The organism is Paraburkholderia sp. IW21, from assembly GCF_041321145.1.
Lineage (GTDB): Bacteria > Pseudomonadota > Gammaproteobacteria > Burkholderiales > Burkholderiaceae > Paraburkholderia.
This window is the reverse complement of record NZ_JBGGWA010000014.1, coordinates 25,659-47,101: the sequence shown is the minus strand read 5'-3', so window position 1 is coordinate 47,101 and position 21,443 is coordinate 25,659. Positions and strand designations below refer to the sequence as shown.

Genomic DNA, 21,443 nt, shown 5'->3' with positions numbered 1-21,443 from the left:
TTGCCCGTCGATCATGAATTTCGACCGAGAGAAGCGCATGACCAACAAACCCGCCCCTACCGCAGTTGCCATTCACGAGCTGATTGCAGGCCGCTGGAGCCCGCGCGCGTATTCGAGCGAGCCGGTGAGCCGCGAGCATCTGCATACGGTTCTTGAAGCGGCACGCTGGGCGCCATCTTCGTATAACGCGCAACCGTGGCGTTTTCTCGTATTCGATCGCAGCGTCGATGAAGTTTCGTTCAAGCAGGCTTTCACCACGCTGGTGCCGTTCAACCAGGGCTGGAATGCGCCGGCGCCGGTGCTGATCGCGGTGACCACGCATACGCTCACCAACAAGGGCGAAGTGAACCGTTGCGCGCCGTACGATGCGGGCGCGGCGGCGATGGCGCTGGTGTTGCAGGCGCATGCGCTCGGCCTCGCCGCGCATCAGATGAGCGGTTTTGACCCGAACGCGTTCCGCACGGCGTTCAAGCTGCCAAACGACGTCGACGTGATCGCCATTATTTCGCTCGGCCATTACGGGGACGTCGACAAGCTCGATCCGGTGCTGCGCGAACGCGAAAAGTCGGTGCGTCAGCGTTTGCCGCTTGCCGACATCGCTTATGGCGGTGGCTGGAAGAAGGCGTTCTGAACGCCTCGCAGCCTGGTGGTGGCAAAAACGCGCGGTGCTGAACTGACCGCGCGTTTTTTTATTCCGCGCCGTCCGCCACGCTCGAAAGCGGTGTGGCGACGCTTTCGAGCGACTTGCGTTCCGCGTCCACGCCCCAGATTGCAGCGACCACCGCGGCCGCGATCATCAGTCCGGAGCCGACCAGATAGCCCGCGAATACTTCGCCCCGTTGATGCGTATCGATCAGCCGGCCGAAGAAGGAAGGCCCGACGATGCCGCCAAGCGCCGTGCCGAACGCGTAGAACACGGCGATCGCCAGTGCGCGGATTTCCAGTGGAAACGATTCGCTGACGGTCAGATACGCCGAACTCGCTGCCGCCGACGCGAAAAAGAAGACCACCATCCACGCGATCGTCTGCGTCACGACAGTGAGCATCTGCTGCTCGAACAGGTAGCCGCTCAGCGCCAGAAGGATGCCGGACAGACCGTAGGTGGCCGCGATCATCGTGCGTCTGCCGATCACATCGAAGAGACGGCCGAGCAGCAGCGGCCCGAGAAAATTGCCGAGCGCGAACGGCAGCAGATACCAGCCGATGTGGTCGCCCGGTACCTGATAGAAATCGGTGAGTACCAGCGCGTAGGTGAAGAAAATCGCGTTGTAGCAGAACGCCTGCGCGGTCATCAACGACAGGCCGACCAGTGCGCGTCGCCGATGCACGTTGAAGAGCGTGTGGAACACCTCGCGTAGCGGCGTATGTCCGCGTGCGCGCAGGCGCAGGCGCGCGAGGTGGTCATCGGAGAGGGCATGGCCCTCGTTGCGAAAGCGCGTTTCAATGCCTTCGACGATCGAACGCGCATCGCGCTCGTCGCCGTGCGTGAGCAGCCAGCGTGGGCTTTCCGGCACCCACATGCGCATCGGCAGAATCCCTAGCGCGAGTACCGCACCGATGAAGAAGCACGCGCGCCAGCCCCAGTCCGCCGGCAGCAGATTCGGATCGAGCAGCACCAGCGAGCCCGCCGCGCCGAGTCCCGCGCCGACCCAGAAGGTGCCGTTGATGCCGAGATCGGTCCAGCCGCGAACCCGCGCCGGCGTGAATTCCTGGATCGTCGAATTGATCGCTGTATACTCGCCGCCGATGCCCGCGCCGGTGAGAAAACGAAACAGCAGAAAGCTGGCGAGATTCCACGACAAAGCGGTCGCCGCGGTGGCGGCCACGTACAGCGCGAGCGTGATGAAGAACAGCTTGCGACGGCCGAGCCGGTCGGTCAGCCAGCCGAAGCCGAGCGCACCGAGCACGGCACCGGCGATATAAGCGCTGCCGGCGAGGCCGACGTCGGCGTTGGTGAAGTGCAACGATGGGCTAGACTTCAACGCGCTCGCCACTGCGCCCGCCAGCGTCACTTCAAGACCGTCGAGCAGCCACGTCACGCCCAGCGCGACCACGATCAGCAAGTGAAAGCGCCCCCATGGCAAGCGGTCGAGCCGCGAGGGCAGATCGGTTTCAATGACAGCGGAGTTCTTTTTGTGGACAACGGCGGTAGGCGGCGCGCTCATTGTTGCAAGTCTCCTGATTCCCGAAAATTGGCGGCGTATCCTGACGAATCCAGCAATTTTTGTTCCGTACGACGGGTTTTGAACATTGTCGCGGGCTACCGGAAAGCGTTAGTTGATGCTGATTGGGCTTTCGTGTTACAAAGCCGCTCCCCCTTCTGTCCGCGCCAGCCGTAAGCGGCGATTCCTGCCATGAACTATTGCGCGATTGACTTCGGTACTTCCAATTCGGCCGTGGCCGTCCCTGACGGTGCTGAGCTGAGGCTCGCGCCGGTCGAGGGCGCCTACACGACCCTGCCGACTGCCGTCTTTTTCAACACCGACGAAAACACCCGCGAATTCGGGCGCTCGGCGCTGGCGGCGTACATCGACGGGTTCGACGGCCGCCTGATGCGCTCGATGAAAAGTATTCTCGGCTCGTCGCTCGCCGAGAATTCGACCGATCTCGGCGACGGCTCGGCGATCAAGTACACGGAGGTCATCGCGATTTTCGTCGACCATCTGAAGCGCTCCGCCGAGAAGAGTGCCGGCGGCCCGATCAGCCGCGCCGTGCTGGGCCGCCCGGTGTTCTTCGTCGACGACGATCCGCGCGCCGACCAGATGGCGCAGCAGCAACTCGAAGCGGCGGCGCGTTCAGTCGGGTTTCGGGAGATTCACTTTCAGTATGAGCCGATCGCGGCCGCGTTCGACTACGAGTCGCATCTGACGCAAGAGGGGCTCGTGCTGGTGGCCGACATCGGCGGTGGTACGTCGGACTTTTCGTTGGTGAGGGTGGGGCCGGAGCGGATGAAGCGCGTCGAACGCAAAGACGACGTGCTAGCCCACCACGGTGTGCACGTCGCCGGCACCGATTTCGACCGTCGGGTCGAACTGACGACGATCCTGCGCGAACTCGGCTACCAGACGCTCGATCCCGAAGGCCGTGAGATTCCGAGCCGCATCTATTTCGATCTGGCGACCTGGCATCTGATCAACACGGTCTACGCGCCGAAGCGCGTCAGCGAACTCGCGCTCATGCGGCATCTGTTCATCCAGGCCAAACATCACGACCGCCTGATGCGCGTTGTGGAGCGGCGCTTGGGGCATGCGCTGGCGGCGCACGCGGAAGAGGCGAAGATCGGTGTGGCGGCGGGCGGCGAGACCGTGATCGATCTCGACGAGATGGAAGACGATTTGCGCCTCGCGTTCGACGAAGCGCAGCTTATCAAGGCGGGTCAGGACGAAACGCAGCGCATCGTGCAGGCGGCGCGCGACACGGTGCAGGCGGCCGGCTTGGCCACGCGCGACGTCAGTGCGATTTATTTTACGGGCGGCTCAACTGGCCTGGCGTTTCTATCGGGCGCATTGGCTGCGGCATTTCCGGATGCTAAAGCGGTATTCGGCGACCGTCTCGCCAGTGTCGCGACAGGTCTCGGTATTCACGCGCGGCGTCTGTTCGGATAACCGACTAATCAATCGCATATTGCGTAGATAATCACCGCGTGCAGTTGCAACGGATATAAAAAAACCCCGCCGAGGCGGGGTTTTTTGCGTCCAGAAGGAAGCGAGTTGCTTACGCCGGCTTGATGTTAGCAGCTTGCTTGCCCTTCGGGCCCGTCTTCACTTCAAACGTAACCTTTTGGTTTTCTTGCAGCGTCTTGAAGCCTTCCGTGCGGATTTCCGAGAAATGCGCGAACAGATCTTCGCCGCCGCCGTCCGGCGTGATGAAGCCAAAGCCCTTTGCGTCATTGAACCACTTGACGGTACCGGTTTCCATATTACTTGTTCCTAAAGATGGTAAATAAGGCCGAAGCCCAATGGGTGCGCATGAAAATCAAGGAAGGGGGTAATGGGACCAACCGGAGTACCGTTGATGGGCGAACTACGAAAGACCAATTCACTCGCCGCTTGAAATCCTGCCCGAACGTTATACGGCGATTTCGGGCGAAGGTCAACACTCTCCCCGCATCTTTACAAATTTTTGATAGATGGGCTCAAATTTTGCTTACAAACCTTGCTATTCGTCCGAGAATTTTGTTAGGGAGAACCCTTGGTTTCGCTGCAACGCGAGGGTGCAACCGTTAAACTACGCGCCGCGCGTCGGTTGCACCTGCTTGGTATGGGCCGTCGCGCTTGTATGCGCGTCACCCCGTCTCTACGCCACAAGCGAGGTCACGCGGTGCCGCCATGGTTCTGCTGCAAACTTGCATGGGACCGGAGTGGGGTGCCAAAGCGCTCACTGCGGCCGACACAGGAGAAGACGTGAAAAGTTCTATACAACGGAACATCGGGCCGGTGGCACTGCTGCTGACCGGCTTGGGTTCGATCATCGGATCGGGCTGGTTGTTCGGCGCGTGGAAGGCTGCAAAAATTGCCGGGCCGGCTTCCATTTGTGCATGGATCATCGGCGCGGTGGTGATTCTCGCGATCGCATTGACCTACGCGGAACTCGGCGCGATGTTCCCTGAGTCCGGCGGCATGGTGCGTTACGCGCGCTATTCGCACGGTGCGCTGGTCGGCTTCATCAGTGCATGGGCTAACTGGATCGCTATTGTCTCGGTGATTCCAATCGAGGCAGAAGCATCCATTCAATATATGAGCACCTGGCCGTATCCATGGGCGCATGCGCTATTCGTGAATGGGTCATTAACCACCAATGGGCTATTGCTGTCCGCCGCTCTGGTGATCATTTACTTCCTGCTGAACTACTGGGGCGTGAAGCTGTTCGCGCGCGCCAATTCGGCCATCACGGTCTTCAAGTTCCTGATTCCGGGTGCGACGATCCTCGGCTTGATGCTGACGGGCTTCCACAAGGAAAACTTCGGCCAGGTGAGCACCTTCGCGCCGTATGGCTGGTCGGCCGTGCTGACGGCGGTGGCGACGAGCGGCATCGTGTTCGCGTTCAACGGCTTCCAAAGCCCGATCAACCTCGCCGGTGAAGCGCGAAACCCGGCCAAGAGCGTGCCGTTCGCGGTGATCGGCTCGATCCTGCTGGCGCTGGTGATCTACGTGCTGCTGCAAATCGCTTATATCGGCGCGGTGAGCCCGGGCGACGTGATGAAGGGCTGGAGCCACTTCAACTTTGCATCGCCGTTCGCGGAACTCGCGATCGCGCTGAACCTGAACTGGCTGGCCATCCTGCTGTACGTCGACGCGTTCGTCAGCCCGAGTGGTACCGGCACGACCTACATGGCGACCACCACCCGCATGATCTACGCAATGGAGCGCAACAACACGATGCCGAAGATGTTCGGCAACGTGCACCCGTTCTATGGCGTGCCGCGTCAGGCGATGTGGTTCAACTTGTTTGTATCGTTCATTTTCCTGTTCTTCTTCCGTGGCTGGAGTTCGCTGGCCGCGGTGATTTCGGTTGCGACCGTGATTTCGTACCTGACCGGCCCGATCAGCCTGATGGCACTGCGCCGCGCGGCGACCGATCTGGAGCGTCCGCTGCACATTCCGGGCATGAAGATCATTGCGCCGTTCGCGTTCGTGTGCGCATCGCTGATCCTGTATTGGGCGAAGTGGCCGCTGACCGGCGAAATCATTCTGCTGATGGTCGTGGCGCTGCCGGTGTACTTCTATTTCCAGGCGAAGTCGGGATTCAGCGGCTGGGGGCGTGATCTGAAGGCTGCATGGTGGCTCGTGGCCTACCTGCCGGTGATGGCGATCCTGTCGCTGATCGGCAGCAAGGAATTCGGCGGCCGCGGCGTTCTGCCGTACGGTTGGGACATGCTGGTGGTGATCGCGTTCTCGCTGGTGTTCTACTACTGGGGCGTGAATAGCGGCTACCGTTCGGAATACCTGGAAGAGCGTCAGACGCACGACGAAGTCCTCGAAGGCATGGGCGCGCATTAAGTTGCTGCGCTGAGTGTCGTGCCGGACCGTCGTGATCCGGCGCCCAGTACGAAAAAAGCCCGCCTGAGTTGCTCAGGCGGGCTTTTTTTCTGATGACCCCGCCAAGGTTGCGTAGGCGGCGCTGTATCAGGCGGTGCCGAACACGTAGTTCGTCATGGCGAGCGAGCGCTGGTAGGTCCCGAGCGACTGAATCGCCAGTGAATAATCGTCGTCCGCCGCGCCTAGCGCCGCGAATACGGGCAGCAGGTGCTCGTCGGTCGGATGCATGAGCACCGCGTGCGGCGCCTGACGGCGGTAGTCGAGCAACGCGTCGATGTCGTGCGCGGCGAGCTTGGCCTCGAACCAGTCGGTGAACTCGGCCACGCGCGGATCGGCGTCTTCCGGACGCGCGGAAAAGTCGGCGGCGCGCAGGTTGTGCGTAATCTGGCCTGAGCCGATCACCATCACGCCGTCGTCTTTCATCGAGCGCAGCGCGCGACCCACACGGAAGTGATGGGCGGCGTCCATGTGCGGCTGGATCGACAACTGCGCGATCGGCACGTCGGCTGCCGGGAACATCAGCAGCATCGGCACCCACGCGCCGTGGTCGAGCCCATGCGGCTGGGCGTCGGCGAGGATGCCGCTATTCCCTAGCAGGACGGCGGCGCGGCGCGCCACATCGGGCGCGCCTCGCGCCGGATACTGAATCTCATACAACTCACGCGGAAAGCCGTAGAAATCGTGGATGGTTTCCGGCGCCGTGGACGTGCTCGCCACCGGCTGCGCCGTGCCCCAGTGGGCCGACAGCATGAGCACGGCTTCCGGACGCGGCAATTGCGCCGACAACGTGCCGAATTCGGCGGACGGCAGCGACGGATCGATCGGCAGTGTAGGCGCGCCGTGGGAAAGGAAAAGCGACGGTAAGCGATTCATGGCAGCAACGCCGCCGCGAGGCGCGGCGCAGAAGTGAGGTTGCTATCAATATAGATCCGCACCGGCGTTTGATAAACGGACGAAAACGGAATTGATTGTGTCGCGGTTGTTATTAATCGGGACGGCGCAACCCCGTCCACGCTGGCGACAGGGCCGGTCCTAGCGCGAATAGATCGAGCACGCGCGCCACCGTGTGATCGACCATCTCATCGATCGAGGCTGGCTGGTTGTAGAAAGCAGGTAAGGGCGGAAAGATCACGCCGCCCATTTCAGTGACCGCCGTCATATTGCGCAGATGCGCGAGATTGAACGGCGTTTCGCGCACCAGCAGCACGAGCCGGCGGCGCTCTTTGAGCGTGACGTCGGCCGCGCGGGTGATCAGGTTATCGGAAAAACCGTGGGCGACGCTCGCCAGTGTCTTCATCGAGCAAGGGGCGACCACCATGCCGTCAGTCGCAAACGAGCCGGACGCGATGCTCGCGCCGACTTCGCGCACCGAGTGGACGACATCCGCGAGCGGATGCACGTCTTCTTTGCTCAACTGGAGTTCGTGCTGGATATTGAGCCAGCCCGCGCTCGAAATCAGCAGATGACTCTCGACGCCGCCCAGCCTGCGCAACGTCTCGAGCAACCGGATGCCGTAGATGGCACCGGTCGCACCGGTTATCGCGACGATCAGCCGGCGTGGCGCCGCAGCGCGTGTTTCCATGGCTCGCGGCGCCTGATGGGATGAATGCTCGGACAGCGAACGTTCAGGCAGCGGCGAACAGTTGCTGCAGTTCGCCCGATTCGTACATTTCCATCATGATGTCCGAACCGCCGACGAATTCGCCCTTCACGTAGAGCTGCGGAATGGTCGGCCAGTTCGAGAATTGCTTGATGCCCTGGCGGACTTCCTCGTCTTCGAGTACGTTGACGGTTTTGATTTCGTTGACGCCGCACGCCTTCAGGATCTGGATGGCGCGGCCCGAAAAGCCGCACATCGGGAACTGAGCGCTGCCCTTCATGAAGAGCACGACGTTGTTTTCGTCGACGATTTGCTTGATGCGTTGTTGCGTATCCATGACTGACCTTGCGGTTCCGTTATGTGTAGGGAATAGGCTGAAATGATAGCGGATTTCGGTAAGACCGGCGGAGGGCCGCTTTGCCCCCTCGGCGACTGAGGCCATCCAGTGCAATTAGCCGGGCAACTTTCCGCCGCTGATTCGCTCGATGCCGGCGAGATCCCGCTCTGAACGGACGTCCGCGAAACCTTGCGCAGTCAGCAGGCCGCGCACGGCTTCTGCCTGATCGTAGCCGTGTTCGAGCCACAATACGCCATTGGCGCTCAATCGTGTGGGCGCGCCGGCGACGATCACGCGGATCGCGCCGAGGCCGTCGGCTTCGTCGGTGAGCGCGCCGCGCGGCTCGAAGCGCAGATCACCTTCCGACAAATGCGGATCGCCGCTCGCGATGTACGGCGGATTGCTGACGATCACGTCGAAGCGCAGTTCTGTATCGAGTGAGCTGTACCAGTCGCTTTGTTTCAATACCACGGCGTCGCCGGGGCGCTCGGCGTCCAGCAGGCGCGCCGCATTGCGTGTGGCCACCGCCAGCGCTTCGGCAGAACGGTCCAGCGCCCACACTTGCGCGTCGGGCCGCGTCGACGCAATGGCCACGGCAATCGCGCCGGTGCCGGTGCCGAGATCGAGCAGGCGTGGCCGCGAGATGTTTTCCATCGCCGCCAATGCCGTTTCGACCAGCAACTCGGTTTCGGGGCGTGGAATCAGCACGTCCGGCGTCACTTCGAAATCAAGCCCGAAAAATTCGCGTGCGCCGACCAGTTGCGCCACCGGCTCACCGGCTTCACGGCGTGCTTCCAGCGTTTTATAACGTTCCAGGGCGGCGCGGGCGAGCGGTTCATCACTGCGCGTAATCAATTGCGTAGCTCGCCAGCCGAGCACGTGCGTGAGCAGAATCCGCGCTTCGAGCGGCGGCAGGGGCGAGGCGCGCAACAGCGCGGCGGGCGTGACCGGATCCATCCGCGCTTAGTCCGCGTCGCCGAGCGATGCCAGCAACTCGGCCTGATGCTCGCTGACCAGGGCTGCGATCAATTCGTCGAGATCGCCGTCCATGATCGCGTCCAGGCGATATAGCGTCAGATTGATCCGATGATCCGTCAGACGCCCTTGGGGGAAGTTGTAGGTGCGAATCCGCTCCGAACGGTCGCCCGAGCCGATCAGGCTCTTGCGCGTGGCCGCTTCCTTCGCCTGCTGCTCGTGCGATTGTTTGTCCTTGATCCGTGCGGCGAGCACTTTCAGCGCACGATCCTTATTCTTATGCTGCGACCGGTCGTCCTGACATTCGACGACGATGCCAGTCGGCAAGTGCGTGACACGCACAGCCGAATCGGTCTTGTTGATGTGCTGTCCGCCCGCGCCGGACGCGCGGAACGTGTCGATGCGCAGATCGGCCGGATTGATTTCGACTTCGCCGATCTCGTCCGCTTCCGGCATCACCGCGACCGTGCAGGCCGACGTGTGAATGCGGCCCTGCGTTTCGGTTGCGGGCACCCGTTGCACGCGATGTCCGCCCGATTCGAACTTGAGCTTCGAATACGCCGCTTCGCCGGCGATCCGCACGATCACTTCCTTGTAGCCGCCGAGGTCCGATTCGCTCGCCGACATCATCTCCACTTGCCAGCGGTTGCGTTCGGCAAAGCGCAGATACATACGCAGCAGATCGCCCGCGAACAGCGCCGATTCGTCGCCACCCGTGCCCGCGCGGATTTCGAGGAAGATGTTGCGGTCGTCGTTCGGATCTTTCGGCAACAGCATTTTCTGCAATTCGGCGCCGAGCTTTTCCATCCGCTCGCGCGCCGCGCGGATTTCTTCCTCCGCGAAGTCGCGCATCGACGCGTCCGCCAGCAGTTCCTGCGCGGTCGCCGCGTCGTTCATTGCAAGGCGCCACAGCGCGTAATGCTCGACGACCGGGTCGAGCTCGGCGTGTTCGCGAGTGAGCTTGCGGTATTGATCGAGATTCGAGGTGATGTCCTCGCGGCTCAACAGATCGTTCAGTTCGGCCAGCCGGGTAGTGAGCTGGTCGAGCTTGCGTTGCATGCTCGTTTTCATCGGACGGGTTTCGGAGCGGGCTCCGGCAAGGACGGCGACTAGGGGAGTGGGCGGATGCCCTTGTCAGAAGCACGTCGCGGGCCACTCGCGAGTGGCGCGGACGGTGCGGCGGTGGCTGCGCCGCTAACGCTCCGAAGAGCCGGAGTGTTTGTAGAAGCCGCCCATCAGTTCGATGAGCGTGTCACGGTTTTCGCTGCTCGCGCGATTGAGCGCGTGCGTGGGGCCGTGGATCAGCTTGTTGGTGAGCGATTGCGACAGCGCCTCGAGAACCGCCGCCGGGTCTTCGCCGCGTGCGAGCATTTTCTGCGCACGTTCGACTTCGGCGCGGCGCAGCACGTCGGCCTGCGTATGCATATGGCGGATCACCGGCACGATGCTGCGTGCGTCGAGCCATTGCATGAAGTTCTGCACGCGCGTTTCGATGATCGCTTCCGCCTGCGCGACCGCGGCTTGCCGCGACGCGTTGCCTTCACGCACGATCGCACCGAGGTCGTCGACGGTGTACAGGAAAACGTCTTCGAGCTTGCCGACCTCCGGTTCGATATCGCGCGGAACAGCCAGATCGACCATGAAAATCGGCCGGTGGCGGCGCGCTTTCACCGCCCGCTCGACCGCGCCCAGACCGATGATCGGCAGCGTGGAAGCGGTGCACGACACGATGATGTCGAACTCGTGCATCCGCGTGGGCAGTTCCGAGAGCGGAATGGCCCGGCCGTTGAAGCGCTCGGCGAGGCGGCTACCGCGCTCGGCCGTGCGGTTCGCGACAACGAGTTCGCGCGGCTGCTGCGCGGCGAAGTGCGTGGCGCATAACTCGATCATTTCGCCCGCGCCGATGAACAGCACGCGCTGATTCGAGACCTTGTCGAAAATTCGCTGAGCGAGGCGCACGGCTGCTGCCGCCATGGAAACCGACTGCGCGCCGATTTCGGTCGTGCTGCGCACTTCCTTCGCGACGGCGAAGGTGCGCTGGAACAACTGGTTCAGATACGTGCCGAGCGCGCCCGCTTCGGACGCGGTGCGTACCGCATCCTTCATTTGTCCGACGATTTGCGTCTCGCCCAGCACCATCGAATCCAGCCCCGATGCGACGCGGAACGCGTGGCGTACTGCTTCCGACTGCGGCAGCGCATAAACGTGCGGCGCGAGTTCGTCGATAGGCAGGTTGTGGTACTTCGAGAACCACTGGATCGCGGCTTCACGCGCGGCCTGGTCGTCGGTCGCGCAGTAGAGTTCGGTGCGATTGCAGGTGGACAGAATCGCCGCTTCCGGTGCCGTGCGGGCGGTGCGGCCGAGCCAGATGCTCTTGAAGGTGTCTAATGCAGGCTTGATCTGTTCGAGCGGAAACGCCACGCGTTCGCGCAAGGCGACAGGCGCAGTGTGGTGATTGATTCCGATCGTTAGGAGCTGCATATGGGGAGCTATGGTTTAGCCCAATATTATAGCGTTTCCACAATTCTTTCATTCTGCGCGCGTCAACCGGCCTCCACAATGGCTTCCGGCGGGATTGCGTCGAGTTGGTAGCCGTAGCCGTAAAGCGGCGTCAGGCAATAGCCGAGTTCCGGGCGTAACTGCAATTTGGTCCGCACGCGCGACGCGTGAGTGTCGACCGTGCGTGACCTTACGTCGCGGCGGCGCGTCCAGACGGTTTCGAGAATATGCGCGCGTGACACCGGCCGCGACAGATTGGTGAATAGCAGCAGCGCAAAGCGAAATTCCTTCGGTGTCAGGGTGACGGTCTGATTGCGGAATGTGACGGCGAATTGCGCCGCGTCGAACGCATAGCCGCCGATCGTGTCGCGCCGCCGGTTGGGCGGCCGCCGCAGGCCCGCGCGCCGCAGCAGCGCGTCCACCCGGGCCAGCATTTCCGGGCCGCGAACCGGTTTGCTGAGACAATCGTCGGCGCCGGCGTGCAGCGCGGCAACGATCTGGCTTTCGCGTGGTTCCGACATCAATACGATCACCGGCAAGCTCGGCAGGATGGAGCGGGCGCGCAGGATCACGTCCTCTGCGGAATGGTCGCCGGCCCAGCTTTCAGTGATGAGAAGATCGAAAAATTCGTCGGCGGCGCGATTCAGGAAAGGGATGCTCGCGGTGAAGTGTTGGCACGCATGGCCGCCGGCGAAAATCAGCCGGCCAACCAGTTTGGCGTGCCGCAGGTCCGGCTCGATAAGGGCGATTCGCATGGCGAGCTTCAGCGTGGCAATTGCGGTGGCCCGGGCTTCTCCGTAAGGCTTGCAGCTTGCCTAACCTCACCCCGACCCCTAAACTCATCCGCTATGCGGAAAGCGCCGTGCTGAACCTATAGTTGATGAGACAAAAATGCTAGCTGTCCAGACCTCTGGCGCCCATGAGACGAATCTGAAACTGCGCGAGGCCTGCCGCTGATGGGGTGGCCCGGAATCGTATTGCTCGGGGCGGCGATCGGCCTTGCGGGCTGGTGGCTGCATCCGCTGCGCCGCTCGAGCCGCGCCCAATGGTGGATGGCGCTGCTGGCCGGCGTGCTGGGTGCGGCTGTCGCAAGCATGGCCGGCAACGTGATCGGTCTCTTTCATGACGGTGATACGCTCGAATGGCCGGTATGCACCGCCATCGCGCTGATCGCCGTTGCCGTGACGGTCGGCTTGCTTTCCCGTCGATGAATCTTTGCAGGTGACCCCGATGAATGCCCGAATCCCCGAAACTTCCTCCATCCCCGAACGCCTCGCGACATTGCGCAATGCAATGGCGCGCGAAGGCGTGGCCGCCTATCTGGTGCCGTCCGCGGATCCGCATCTTTCCGAATATCTGCCTGGGCGCTGGCAAGGCCGGCAGTGGTTGTCGGGTTTCACCGGCTCGGCCGGCACGCTGATCGTGACCGCCGATTTCGCCGGTGTGTGGACCGATAGCCGCTATTGGGAACAGGCCAACGCGCAACTTGCCGGCACCGGCGTCCAGTTGATGAAGATGACCGGCGGCCAGCAGAGCGCGCCGCATTTCGAATGGCTCGCGCAGAACGTGGCGACCGGCGGCGCTGTCGGTGTGGACGGTGCCGTGCTCGGTGTGTCGGCGGCGCGTGCCTTGAGCCAGGCCCTCAGCGCGAGCGGTGTGAAGCTGCGCACCGACGTCGATCTGTTCGACGCGATCTGGCCGCAGCGCCCGTCACTGCCTGCGGCCGCCGTGTTCGAGCACGCCGCGCCGCACGCGAGCGTCGCCCGTTCAGAAAAGCTGGCGCAGATTCGTCGCGCGATGGCGGAGACGGGTGCGCAATGGCACTTCATCTCCACGCTCGACGACCTTGCATGGCTGCTCAATTTGCGTGGTGCCGACGTGAGCTACAACCCGGTGTTCGTGGCGCACGCGCTGATCGGTCTGGACCATGCGTCGCTCTTCGTCGCGCAAGGCAAGGTGCCGCAAGCGTTGGCCGATGCGCTTGCGCGTGACGGCATCCGCGTCGAGCCGTATGCGAAGGCGGCGGATGCACTGGCCGCGCTGCCGGCCGGCAGCACGCTGCTGATCGACCCGCGCCGCATTACGTACGGCTCGCTGCAATCGGTGCCATCGACGGTGAAAGTGGTCGAGGCGGTGAATCCGTCCACCTTCTTCAAGTCGCGCAAGACCGAAGCCGAAGCGAAACATGTGCGCGAGACAATGGAGCAGGACGGCGCGGCGCTTGCCGAATTTTTCGCATGGTTCGAAGGCGCTTTGGGCCGCGAAACGATCACTGAACTGACGATCGACGAACGTTTGACGGCGGCGCGCGCGCGCCGTCCGGGTTTCGTGTCGCTGAGTTTTGCGACGATTGCCGGCTTCAACGCGAACGGTGCGATGCCGCACTACCGCGCCACCGACGAATCGCATTCGGTGATCGAGGGCAACGGCCTGTTGCTGATCGATTCGGGCGCGCAGTATCTGAGCGGGACGACCGATATCACCCGCGTCGTGCCGATCGGCAACACTAGCGCAGAACAGCGGCGCGACTTCACCATCGTGCTCAAAGGCACCATGGCGCTGTCGCGTGCGAAATTCCCGCGCGGCATCCGTTCGCCGATGCTCGATGCAATCGCCCGCGCGCCGATCTGGGAAGCGGGCTCCGATTACGGGCACGGCACCGGTCACGGCGTGGGTTATTTCCTGAACGTGCACGAGGGCCCGCAGGTGATTTCGCACTACGCGCCGGCCGAACCTTGGACCGCGATGGAAGAGGGCATGATCACCTCGGTCGAGCCGGGCATTTACCGGCCGGGCAAGTGGGGCGTGCGGATCGAAAACCTCGTGCTGAACGTGCCTGCGGAGACAACCGAATTCGGCGATTTCCTCAAGTTCGAAACGCTGACGCTGTGTCCGATCGACACGCGTTGCCTCGACCTGTCGCTGCTGCGCGACGACGAACGCGCATGGCTCAACGCGTATCACGAGAGGGTGCGCACGCGCCTGTCGCCGCATGTATCGGGCGAAGCGAAGGCCTGGCTCGAGTTGCGTACACAACCTATCTGAGATCGGGTCGCCACGACCTTACTGACGGAGAGTGCATGGCCATCAAGGCAGTCGTGTTCGATTTCGGCGGCGTGCTGATCGACTGGAGCCCCGAGTATCTGTATCGGCAACTGATTCCTGACGAAACGGAGCGCCGCTGGTTTCTGACGCACGTTTGTTCAATGGATTGGGTGATCCGTCAGGATGGCGGTCAGCCAATCGTCGAGGCCACGGACGAGCTGGTCGGGAAGTTTCCTGACCACGCGTCGCTCATCCGCGCGTTCTACGAGCGCTGGCACGAGATGGTGGCCGGCGAGCTCGAAGAAGGCGTCGCGATCATGGAAAAGCTCGAAGCCGTCGACGTGCCGCTTTTCGGGCTGACGAACTGGTCGGCGGAGACGTTTCCGTATGCGTGGGAGCACTTTCCGGTGCTGCGGCGGTTTCGCGACATCGTCGTGTCGGGGCGGGTGAAGCTGGTGAAGCCCGATCCCGCGATCTTCGCGGCAATGCGTCAGCGGATCGAATTGCAACTACCCGGCATTCAAGCCAGCGAACTCGTCTTCATCGACGACAATCTGAAAAACGCCGAGGCGGCAACGGCGCTCGGCTGGCACGGCGTGCATCACACGAGCGCGGCGAAAACCGAAGCAAAGCTGCGCGAATTGGGCCTGCCGGTCTAGCGCGGGATGCCGGTTGACGCGGATGCCGACAAAGTGGCGACGCGGCGCCAACTTCACTTTAACGGCGCCGCCTGCCTCGGCCTGTCTACTGACCAAGCAGATTCTTCAACGCGTTACCCAATCCTTTCACTGTCTCCCCGGCCCCCTTCGCCACGCCTTCCACGCTCACGCCCAGCACTTTCGCAAAACCGGCGCCAAGGCGTGCCATCAGACTTTCCTGCACCGAAAACTTCGGGTCGCGCAAATTCCCATCCAGCACGAAATGCAGCGTGATGTCGCCGTTGTGCGACTTGAGCGCAGCGATGGCGGCTTGGGTCGGAATCGACATGAAGGTGTCGACCGGATTGTCGCTGCCGGCGAGCTGAAGATGGTGAATCGTCACCGTGCCAGGCGCGTGCAGGTGATAGTCGCGTACCGTCGATTCCACCGTCAGGTCGACCGTGCCGCCCATTACCGGCGCCTTCGCGCCGGTTTTTTTCAGCAGGTACGGATCGAGCGTCACGACGTCGATGCCGCGCAGTTTGCTGGTGGTCTGCGAATCCTTGGTGGCGATCTTGATCCACCCGTCAAACGAGACGGTACCCGTGTGCGTCGGGCCCTTGATCGAGCCGGTGACGCTGACGTTGGTCGGTTCGGTGAGCGCGGGCAGATGCAGGTGGTCGACAGTCGCGTTGGCGTTGCTGACCGTTACTTTGAATGCCGGCGGACCGACCGTCATGTCGTAGAAATGGAAATTGCCTTGCTCGAAGCTGATGCGGTCGACCAGCTTTTCACGGGAGGCAGGTATTGCCCCGCCGCCGGCTTCGTTGCCGGAGCCGTTCACTGATTTCCGCAGATTCGGCATCAGACGGATCGCGCCGTCCCTGGTTCGCAGCACGGCGATGTCGAAGCCGCGCACCACCACGCTGCGGATATGCATGCGCCGCGCGATCAGATCACGGATATCGGGCGTGATTGTGATTTCGTCGGCCCGCAAAGGGTCGCCAGCGGGCCAGCCAGGGGGCGCTTTGAGCAGAACGTTGGTGAGATGAACCGAGGTGAGGCCGACGTCGATGCGTTCGGCGCTACCCAGTGGGCCGAGCGCCGCGATCACGCGGTCCTTGACTTCGCGCTGCGCGAACAGCAACGCGCCGACCGCGACGACGATCAGCACCAGCAATACACCGCCTCCGGCAATGGCCCAGCGCTTGCCCTTCGACATCGCCATGCTTGCCTCCTCGTCGCCGCGCGGTTCGCGGCGTGGCATTGATCGGTCCGTGGGTACGCCGGTTTGACCGGCATTTGATGATTTGACGCCGGGAGCGGGTGCATCCCGCGAGGGCGACGTATATCACGCGGTGGCACGCAAGGTGTGTGCCCTACCGCCCATCCGGCGAACATCAGGTGTGTCCGGCGTGCCGCAGTGAGCAATGTGACGAGCGCAGCGGTCAACCAGACGGCTGGCAAAAGCGATCAACAAAACGGCCAGAAAAAAGCGGCCCGCTCGTCAGCCGACGAGCGGGCCGCTGTGCCCGGCTTTATCGCGCGATCGGCTTGTAACGCAGACGTTTCGGACGTGCAGCTTCTTCACCGAGACGTGCGCGCTTGTCCGCTTCGTATTCCTGGTAGTTACCGTCGAAGAACGTGATTTGCGAATCGCCTTCGAACGCGAGGATGTGCGTCGCGATCCGGTCGAGGAACCAGCGATCGTGCGAGATCACCATGACGGAGCCGGCGAACTCGAGCAACGCGTCTTCCAGCGCGCGCAGCGTTTCGACGTCCAGGTCGTTCGACGGTTCGTCCAGCAGCAGCACGTTGCCGCCCGCGATCAGTGTCTTTGCCAGATGCAGCCGGCCGCGCTCACCGCCCGACAGATTGCCAACGGTCTTTTGCTGGTCGCCGCCCTTGAAGTTGAAGCGGCCGATGTACGCACGCGATGGCGTTTCATACTTGCCGACCGTCAGCACGTCCGCACCGCCGGAAATTTCTTCGAACACGGTCTTCGAGCCGTCGAGCGCATCGCGGCTTTGGTCCACGTACGCGAGCTTGACCGTCGGGCCTTGCACGATCTCGCCCGAATCCGGCTGTTCACGGCCGGTCAGCATGCGGAACAGCGTCGACTTACCGGCGCCGTTCGGCCCGATGATGCCGACAATCGCACCCGCCGGAATCTTGAAGCTGACGTCGTCGAGCAGCAAACGGTCGCCATACGACTTGCTGACGTTCTTGAACTCGATCACTTCGTTACCCAGGCGGTCGCCGACCGGGATGAAGATTTCCGAGGTTTCATTGCGCTTCTGGTAGTCCTGGCTGTTCAGTTCCTCGAAGCGGGCGATACGCGCCTTCGATTTCGCCTGGCGGCCCTTCGGGTTCTGGCGCACCCACTCCAGTTCCTTCTTGATCGCCTTCTGACGCGCCGATTCCGACGACTCTTCCAGCTTCAGGCGCTCTTCCTTCTGGTCGAGCCAGCTGCTGTAGTTGCCCTTCCAGGGAATGCCGTGGCCACGGTCGAGTTCGAGAATCCACTCGGCGGCGTTATCGAGGAAGTAGCGATCGTGGGTGACGGCGACGACCGTGCCCGGAAAGCGCGTGAGAAACTGTTCGAGCCAGTCGACCGATTCGGCATCCAGGTGGTTGGTCGGCTCGTCGAGCAGCAGCATGTCCGGCTTTTCGAGCAGCAGCTTGCACAGTGCCACGCGGCGCTTTTCGCCGCCCGACAGGTGTTCGATCTTCGCGTCCCATGCCGGCAGACGCAGTGCGTCGGCGGCGATTTCGATTTGCTGTTCGGCGCTGCCGTCGGTGGTGGCCAGAATCGCTTCGTACTTCGCCTGCTCGGCGGCGAGTGCGTCGAAGTCGGCGTCCGGCTCCGCGTAGGCCGCGTAGATTTCGTCGAGCTTCTTTTGCGCGCCGAAGACGTCGCCGAGACCTTCTTCGACCGCTTCACGCACCGTCTTGTTCGGATCGAGCTGCGGTTCCTGAGGCAGATAGCCGATGTTCAGGTTCGGCATCGGCGTGGCTTCGCCCTCGATATCCTTGTCCACACCGGCCATGATGCGGATCAGCGTCGACTTGCCCGAGCCGTTCAGGCCGAGCAGGCCGATCTTCGCGCCGGGGAAGAACGACAGCGAGATGTCTTTCAGGATTTGACGCTTGGGCGGCACGATTTTGCCGACCCGGTTCATGGTGAAGACGTATTGGGCCATTTGCTTGCAATAGACGTTGACGACGCCGGCCGCGTGGGGGCGGGCGTTCGTGGGTGGATGGGTAATCGGTGTTATGGCCGCGCAGTGCGCCTGGCGCCGGCCGGGCGCGGCGTCGAACTGCGCGACGCCCCGCGCGCGGGCGGGTGGTTCAGGTGGCATTGTACTTCGGGGTGGGGGTGGGGCGGCAGGGAGAGGCCGCCCCGACGTCAGTCCACCCGCCGTCCGCTCGACGGATCGAAGAAATGCAGGTGCTGCTCGGGCAACGCCACTTGCAGCGCTTCGCCTGCCGCGGGCCGATGCGTATGCGGCAGACGCACGGTCACGTCGTGCTTGCCCCAGCGGCCATGTGCGAGGTTGTCCGCGCCGAGCAGTTCGCAGGAGTCGACCGTCAGGGTGACGTGAGACGCATCCGCTTGGCCCGGCGTCATGTGCTCCGGGCGGATGCCGAGCATCCATTCGCGTCCCTTGGCAACTGCGCGGCCAATCGCTGTCACTCCCGTCAGCGGCAGCTTCGGACCGTTGCCAGCCACCTCGAACAGAGAACCGTCGTCGGACACGCGGCCTTCCAGCAGATTCATCCCCGGCGAGCCGATGAAGCTTGCAACGAACACTGTTGCCGGCCGCTCGTAGACTTCGGTCGGCGCACCGACCTGTTCCGCGTGGCCTTTGTTCATGACGATCACGCGTTGCGCCAGGGTCATCGCTTCGATCTGATCGTGGGTGACGTAGAGGCTGGTGGTCGCGAGCCGCGCGTGCAGGCGCTGGATTTCGAGGCGCATCTGCACGCGCAGCCTTGCATCGAGATTCGACAGCGGTTCGTCGAACAGAAACACAGCGGGTTCGCGCACGATCGCGCGGCCCATTGCGACGCGTTGCCGCTGACCACCGGACAACTCGCGCGGTTTGCGCGTGAGCAATGCTTCGAGTTCAAGAATCTGCGCGGCAGCCTGCACGCGCTTCCCAATCTGCGCACGATCGACGCCGGCGATTTTCAGCGCGTAACCCATGTTTTCAGCGACGCTCATGTGCGGATACAGCGCGTAGTTCTGGAACACCATCGCGATGTTGCGATCCTTCGGTTCCAGTTGATTGACTACGTTGCCGGCGATCGAGATCGTGCCCTCGGAAATGCGTTCGAGCCCGGCCACCATCCGCAGCAAGGTCGATTTGCCGCAACCCGACGGGCCGACCATCACGACGAATTCGCCGTCCGCGACATCGACGTCGATGCCGTGCAACACGAATTGTTTGCCGTCGTAGGTCTTTTTGACGCCTTGCAGAGACAGTGCAGCCATGCCGTTTTAGCCTTTCTTTGCTAGCCGCGTGTTGCGCGGTGTTTTTATTCCAATGCGGGAGTTCGCCGAAGTGACGCCGCTCACTTCTCTGCATCCACCAAGCCGCGCACGAACCAGCGCTGCATCGTCAGCACGACGGCGAGCGGCGGCAGCATCGCGAGCAACGTCGCGGTCATCACGAGGTGCCATTCGGTCGCGGTGTCGCCGGACGCGATCATGCTTTTTATGCCGACCACGGCCGTGGTCAATGATTGCTGACTCGTAATCAGGATCGGCCACAGATATTGATTCCAGCCGTAGATGAACGTGATCACGAAGAGCGCCGCCATATTCGTTTTGGACAGCGGCAGCACTACGTCCCAGAAGAAACGCATTGCGCCGGCGCCGTCGATGCGTGCCGCTTCCATCAATTCGTCCGGCAGCGTCATGAAGAACTGCCTGAACAGGAAAGTGGCGGTGGCCGAGGCGATCAGCGGCAACGTCAAACCGCTGTACGTATTGCTCAAATGCATCGACGACACGACCTGCACCGTCGGAAAGATGCGCACTTCGACCGGCAGCATCAGCGTAATGAAGATCAGCCAGAACGCGAGATTGCGAAACGGAAAGCGGAAGAAAACGATCGCGTAAGCAGAGATCATCGAGACTGCGATCTTGCCGATCGAAATCACCAGCGCCATCACAAGGCTGTTGAACAGCATACGGCCGAACGGCGCCGCCGCATTGCCGCTGCCTTGCGACCAGACGGTTGCGATGTTCTCGAACAGATGCGTGCTCGGCACCAGCGACAGCGGCACGGTGAACACCTCATGCTCGCTCATCGTCGCGGCGCAAAACGCGACGTACACCGGAAACACCACCAGCACGACGCCGAGAATCAGCACCGCATGGCAGAACAGGTCGAAACCGCGGCGGTTCTCGATCATGAGTATTGAACCCTGCGTTCGATGAAGCGGAATTGCACGACCGTCAACCCGACGACGATCACCATCAGCACGACCGATTGCGCGCCCGAGCTGCCGATGTCGAGGCCCTGAAAGCCTTCCGCGAAGATCTTGTAGATCAGCGTGCGGGTCGATTGCGCGGGGCCGCCGCCGGTGGCCGCGTCGATCACGGGGAAGGTGTCGAAGAACGCGTAGGTAATGTTGATCACCAGCAGGAAGAAGCTGGTCGGCGAGAGCAGCGGCAGCGCGATGCCGAAGAAACGCCGCACCGGGCCGGCGCCGTCGATTGCCGCGGCTTCGATCAGCGAACGCGGAATCGCCTGCAAGCCCGCATAAAAGAACAGAAAGTTATAGCTGACCTGTTTCCACACGGAAGCCAGCACCACGAGAAACATCGCCTGACCCGCATTCAACGCGTGATTCCAGACGATGCCGTACTTCGCGAGCGTATAGGTGACGAGGCCAATGCTCGGGTTGAAGAGAAACGACCACAGCACGGCGGCGATCGCGGGCGCGACCGCATACGGCCAGATCAGCAGGGTTTGATAGGTCTTCGCGCCGCGCGTCACGCGATCCGCGCAGACTGCGAGCAACAGCGAAATCACCAGTCCGGACCCGGCGACGAGCGCACAGAAAATCAGCGTCGTATTGAACGACGACAAGTAGAGCGGATCGGCGAACAACTGCTTGAAATTGGCCAGGCCCACAAACTCGCTCGACGTGCCGAACGCGTCCTGACTCTGCGTGGATTGCCACAGCGCTTCGCCCGCCGGCCACAGAAAGAACAGCAGCGTGATCGCAAGTTGCGGTGCGACCAGCAGATAGGGCAGCACACTGGTGCCGAAGCTAGAGCGCTTTTCCATCGAGAA

At 62.5% G+C, this 21,443-nt stretch carries 20 protein-coding genes; 6 read left to right on the top strand and 14 right to left on the bottom strand.

Annotated elements, in window-relative coordinates; all coding sequences use genetic code 11:
- The first annotated feature begins 37 nt into the window (after positions 1-37).
- A complete protein-coding gene (locus ACAX43_RS27545; RefSeq protein WP_370711564.1) occupies positions 38-631 on the top strand; it encodes a nitroreductase family protein in 594 nt (197 codons plus the stop codon).
- A 58-nt stretch (positions 632-689) separates the two neighbouring features.
- On the opposite strand, the gene ACAX43_RS27540 is transcribed toward ACAX43_RS27545, so the two are convergent.
- A complete protein-coding gene (locus ACAX43_RS27540; RefSeq protein WP_370711563.1) occupies positions 690-2,165 on the bottom strand; it encodes an MFS transporter in 1,476 nt (491 codons plus the stop codon).
- Positions 2,166-2,354: 189 nt separating this feature from the next.
- Between ACAX43_RS27540 and ACAX43_RS27535 the strand changes: the two genes are divergently transcribed.
- Positions 2,355-3,605 (top strand): Hsp70 family protein, encoded by a 1,251-nt coding sequence (locus ACAX43_RS27535; RefSeq protein ID WP_370711562.1) that lies wholly within the window; start codon positions 2,355-2,357, stop codon positions 3,603-3,605.
- Between the two features lie 109 nt (positions 3,606-3,714).
- Here the strand turns inward: ACAX43_RS27535 and ACAX43_RS27530 are convergent, their stop codons facing one another.
- Positions 3,715-3,918: a cold-shock protein gene (locus ACAX43_RS27530; RefSeq protein WP_060858913.1), complete on the bottom strand. Its 204-nt coding sequence runs from the start codon at positions 3,916-3,918 to the stop codon at positions 3,715-3,717.
- 485 nt (positions 3,919-4,403) lie between these two features.
- Between ACAX43_RS27530 and ACAX43_RS27525 the strand changes: the two genes are divergently transcribed.
- A complete protein-coding gene (locus ACAX43_RS27525; RefSeq protein ID WP_370711561.1) occupies positions 4,404-5,999 on the top strand; it encodes an APC family permease in 1,596 nt (531 codons plus the stop codon).
- Positions 6,000-6,125: 126 nt separating this feature from the next.
- On the opposite strand, the gene ACAX43_RS27520 is transcribed toward ACAX43_RS27525, so the two are convergent.
- The 7 genes from ACAX43_RS27520 to ACAX43_RS27490 all read right to left on the bottom strand — a co-directional run bounded on the left by ACAX43_RS27520 (position 6,126) and on the right by ACAX43_RS27490 (position 12,204).
- Positions 6,126-6,911 carry a class III extradiol ring-cleavage dioxygenase gene (locus tag ACAX43_RS27520; RefSeq protein ID WP_370711560.1) on the bottom strand — a complete coding sequence of 262 codons (786 nt, stop codon included), beginning with the start codon at positions 6,909-6,911 and terminating at the stop codon, positions 6,126-6,128.
- A gap of 112 nt (positions 6,912-7,023) precedes the next feature.
- Positions 7,024-7,620 carry a UbiX family flavin prenyltransferase gene (locus ACAX43_RS27515; RefSeq protein ID WP_370711559.1) on the bottom strand — a complete coding sequence of 199 codons (597 nt, stop codon included), beginning with the start codon at positions 7,618-7,620 and terminating at the stop codon, positions 7,024-7,026.
- A 43-nt stretch (positions 7,621-7,663) separates the two neighbouring features.
- Complete coding sequence (gene grxD / locus ACAX43_RS27510) at positions 7,664-7,975, bottom strand: Grx4 family monothiol glutaredoxin (RefSeq protein ID WP_370711558.1); 312 nt, start codon at positions 7,973-7,975, stop codon at positions 7,664-7,666.
- Positions 7,976-8,089: 114 nt separating this feature from the next.
- The gene (gene prmC / locus ACAX43_RS27505) at positions 8,090-8,932 is read right to left on the bottom strand and encodes a peptide chain release factor N(5)-glutamine methyltransferase (protein ID WP_370711557.1); all 843 of its coding nucleotides are present in this window, start codon (positions 8,930-8,932) and stop codon (positions 8,090-8,092) included.
- A 6-nt stretch (positions 8,933-8,938) separates the two neighbouring features.
- Positions 8,939-10,021: a peptide chain release factor 1 gene (gene prfA / locus ACAX43_RS27500; RefSeq protein WP_370711556.1), complete on the bottom strand. Its 1,083-nt coding sequence runs from the start codon at positions 10,019-10,021 to the stop codon at positions 8,939-8,941.
- A 123-nt stretch (positions 10,022-10,144) separates the two neighbouring features.
- Entirely contained in the window at positions 10,145-11,431 is a 1,287-nt protein-coding gene (gene hemA, locus ACAX43_RS27495) for a glutamyl-tRNA reductase (RefSeq protein WP_370711555.1), read from the bottom strand.
- 62 nt (positions 11,432-11,493) lie between these two features.
- Positions 11,494-12,204, bottom strand: a complete 711-nt coding sequence (locus ACAX43_RS27490) for a response regulator transcription factor (protein ID WP_370711554.1) — start codon at positions 12,202-12,204, stop codon at positions 11,494-11,496.
- A gap of 201 nt (positions 12,205-12,405) precedes the next feature.
- Here ACAX43_RS27490 and ACAX43_RS27485 point away from each other — a divergent pair, with 201 nt between their 5' ends.
- From ACAX43_RS27485 to ACAX43_RS27475, 3 genes are read left to right on the top strand one after another with little or no spacing between them, the layout of a single operon-like run.
- A complete protein-coding gene (locus ACAX43_RS27485) occupies positions 12,406-12,660 on the top strand; it encodes a hypothetical protein (protein WP_370711553.1) in 255 nt (84 codons plus the stop codon).
- Positions 12,661-12,679: 19 nt separating this feature from the next.
- Positions 12,680-14,494: an aminopeptidase P family protein gene (locus ACAX43_RS27480; RefSeq protein WP_370711552.1), complete on the top strand. Its 1,815-nt coding sequence runs from the start codon at positions 12,680-12,682 to the stop codon at positions 14,492-14,494.
- A 35-nt stretch (positions 14,495-14,529) separates the two neighbouring features.
- Entirely contained in the window at positions 14,530-15,153 is a 624-nt protein-coding gene (locus tag ACAX43_RS27475; RefSeq protein ID WP_370711551.1) for an HAD family hydrolase, read from the top strand.
- 85 nt (positions 15,154-15,238) lie between these two features.
- Here ACAX43_RS27475 and ACAX43_RS27470 read toward each other — a convergent pair whose 3' ends face one another.
- The 5 genes from ACAX43_RS27470 to ugpA all read right to left on the bottom strand — a co-directional run bounded on the left by ACAX43_RS27470 (position 15,239) and on the right by ugpA (position 21,437).
- Positions 15,239-16,360, bottom strand: coding sequence for a DUF748 domain-containing protein (locus ACAX43_RS27470; RefSeq protein ID WP_370711640.1), 1,122 nt, complete (start codon positions 16,358-16,360; stop codon positions 15,239-15,241).
- Positions 16,361-16,670: 310 nt separating this feature from the next.
- Positions 16,671-18,335 carry an energy-dependent translational throttle protein EttA gene (gene ettA, locus ACAX43_RS27465; protein WP_370711639.1) on the bottom strand — a complete coding sequence of 555 codons (1,665 nt, stop codon included), beginning with the start codon at positions 18,333-18,335 and terminating at the stop codon, positions 16,671-16,673.
- Between the two features lie 206 nt (positions 18,336-18,541).
- Positions 18,542-19,630, bottom strand: coding sequence for a sn-glycerol-3-phosphate import ATP-binding protein UgpC (locus ACAX43_RS27460; RefSeq protein ID WP_370711550.1), 1,089 nt, complete (start codon positions 19,628-19,630; stop codon positions 18,542-18,544).
- 80 nt (positions 19,631-19,710) lie between these two features.
- Complete coding sequence (gene ugpE / locus ACAX43_RS27455) at positions 19,711-20,556, bottom strand: sn-glycerol-3-phosphate ABC transporter permease UgpE (protein ID WP_370711549.1); 846 nt, start codon at positions 20,554-20,556, stop codon at positions 19,711-19,713.
- Positions 20,553-21,437, bottom strand: a complete 885-nt coding sequence (ugpA, locus tag ACAX43_RS27450; RefSeq protein ID WP_370711548.1) for a sn-glycerol-3-phosphate ABC transporter permease UgpA — start codon at positions 21,435-21,437, stop codon at positions 20,553-20,555. The genes ugpE and ugpA overlap by 4 nt, the downstream gene beginning before the upstream one ends.
- Positions 21,438-21,443: the final 6 nt, after the last annotated feature.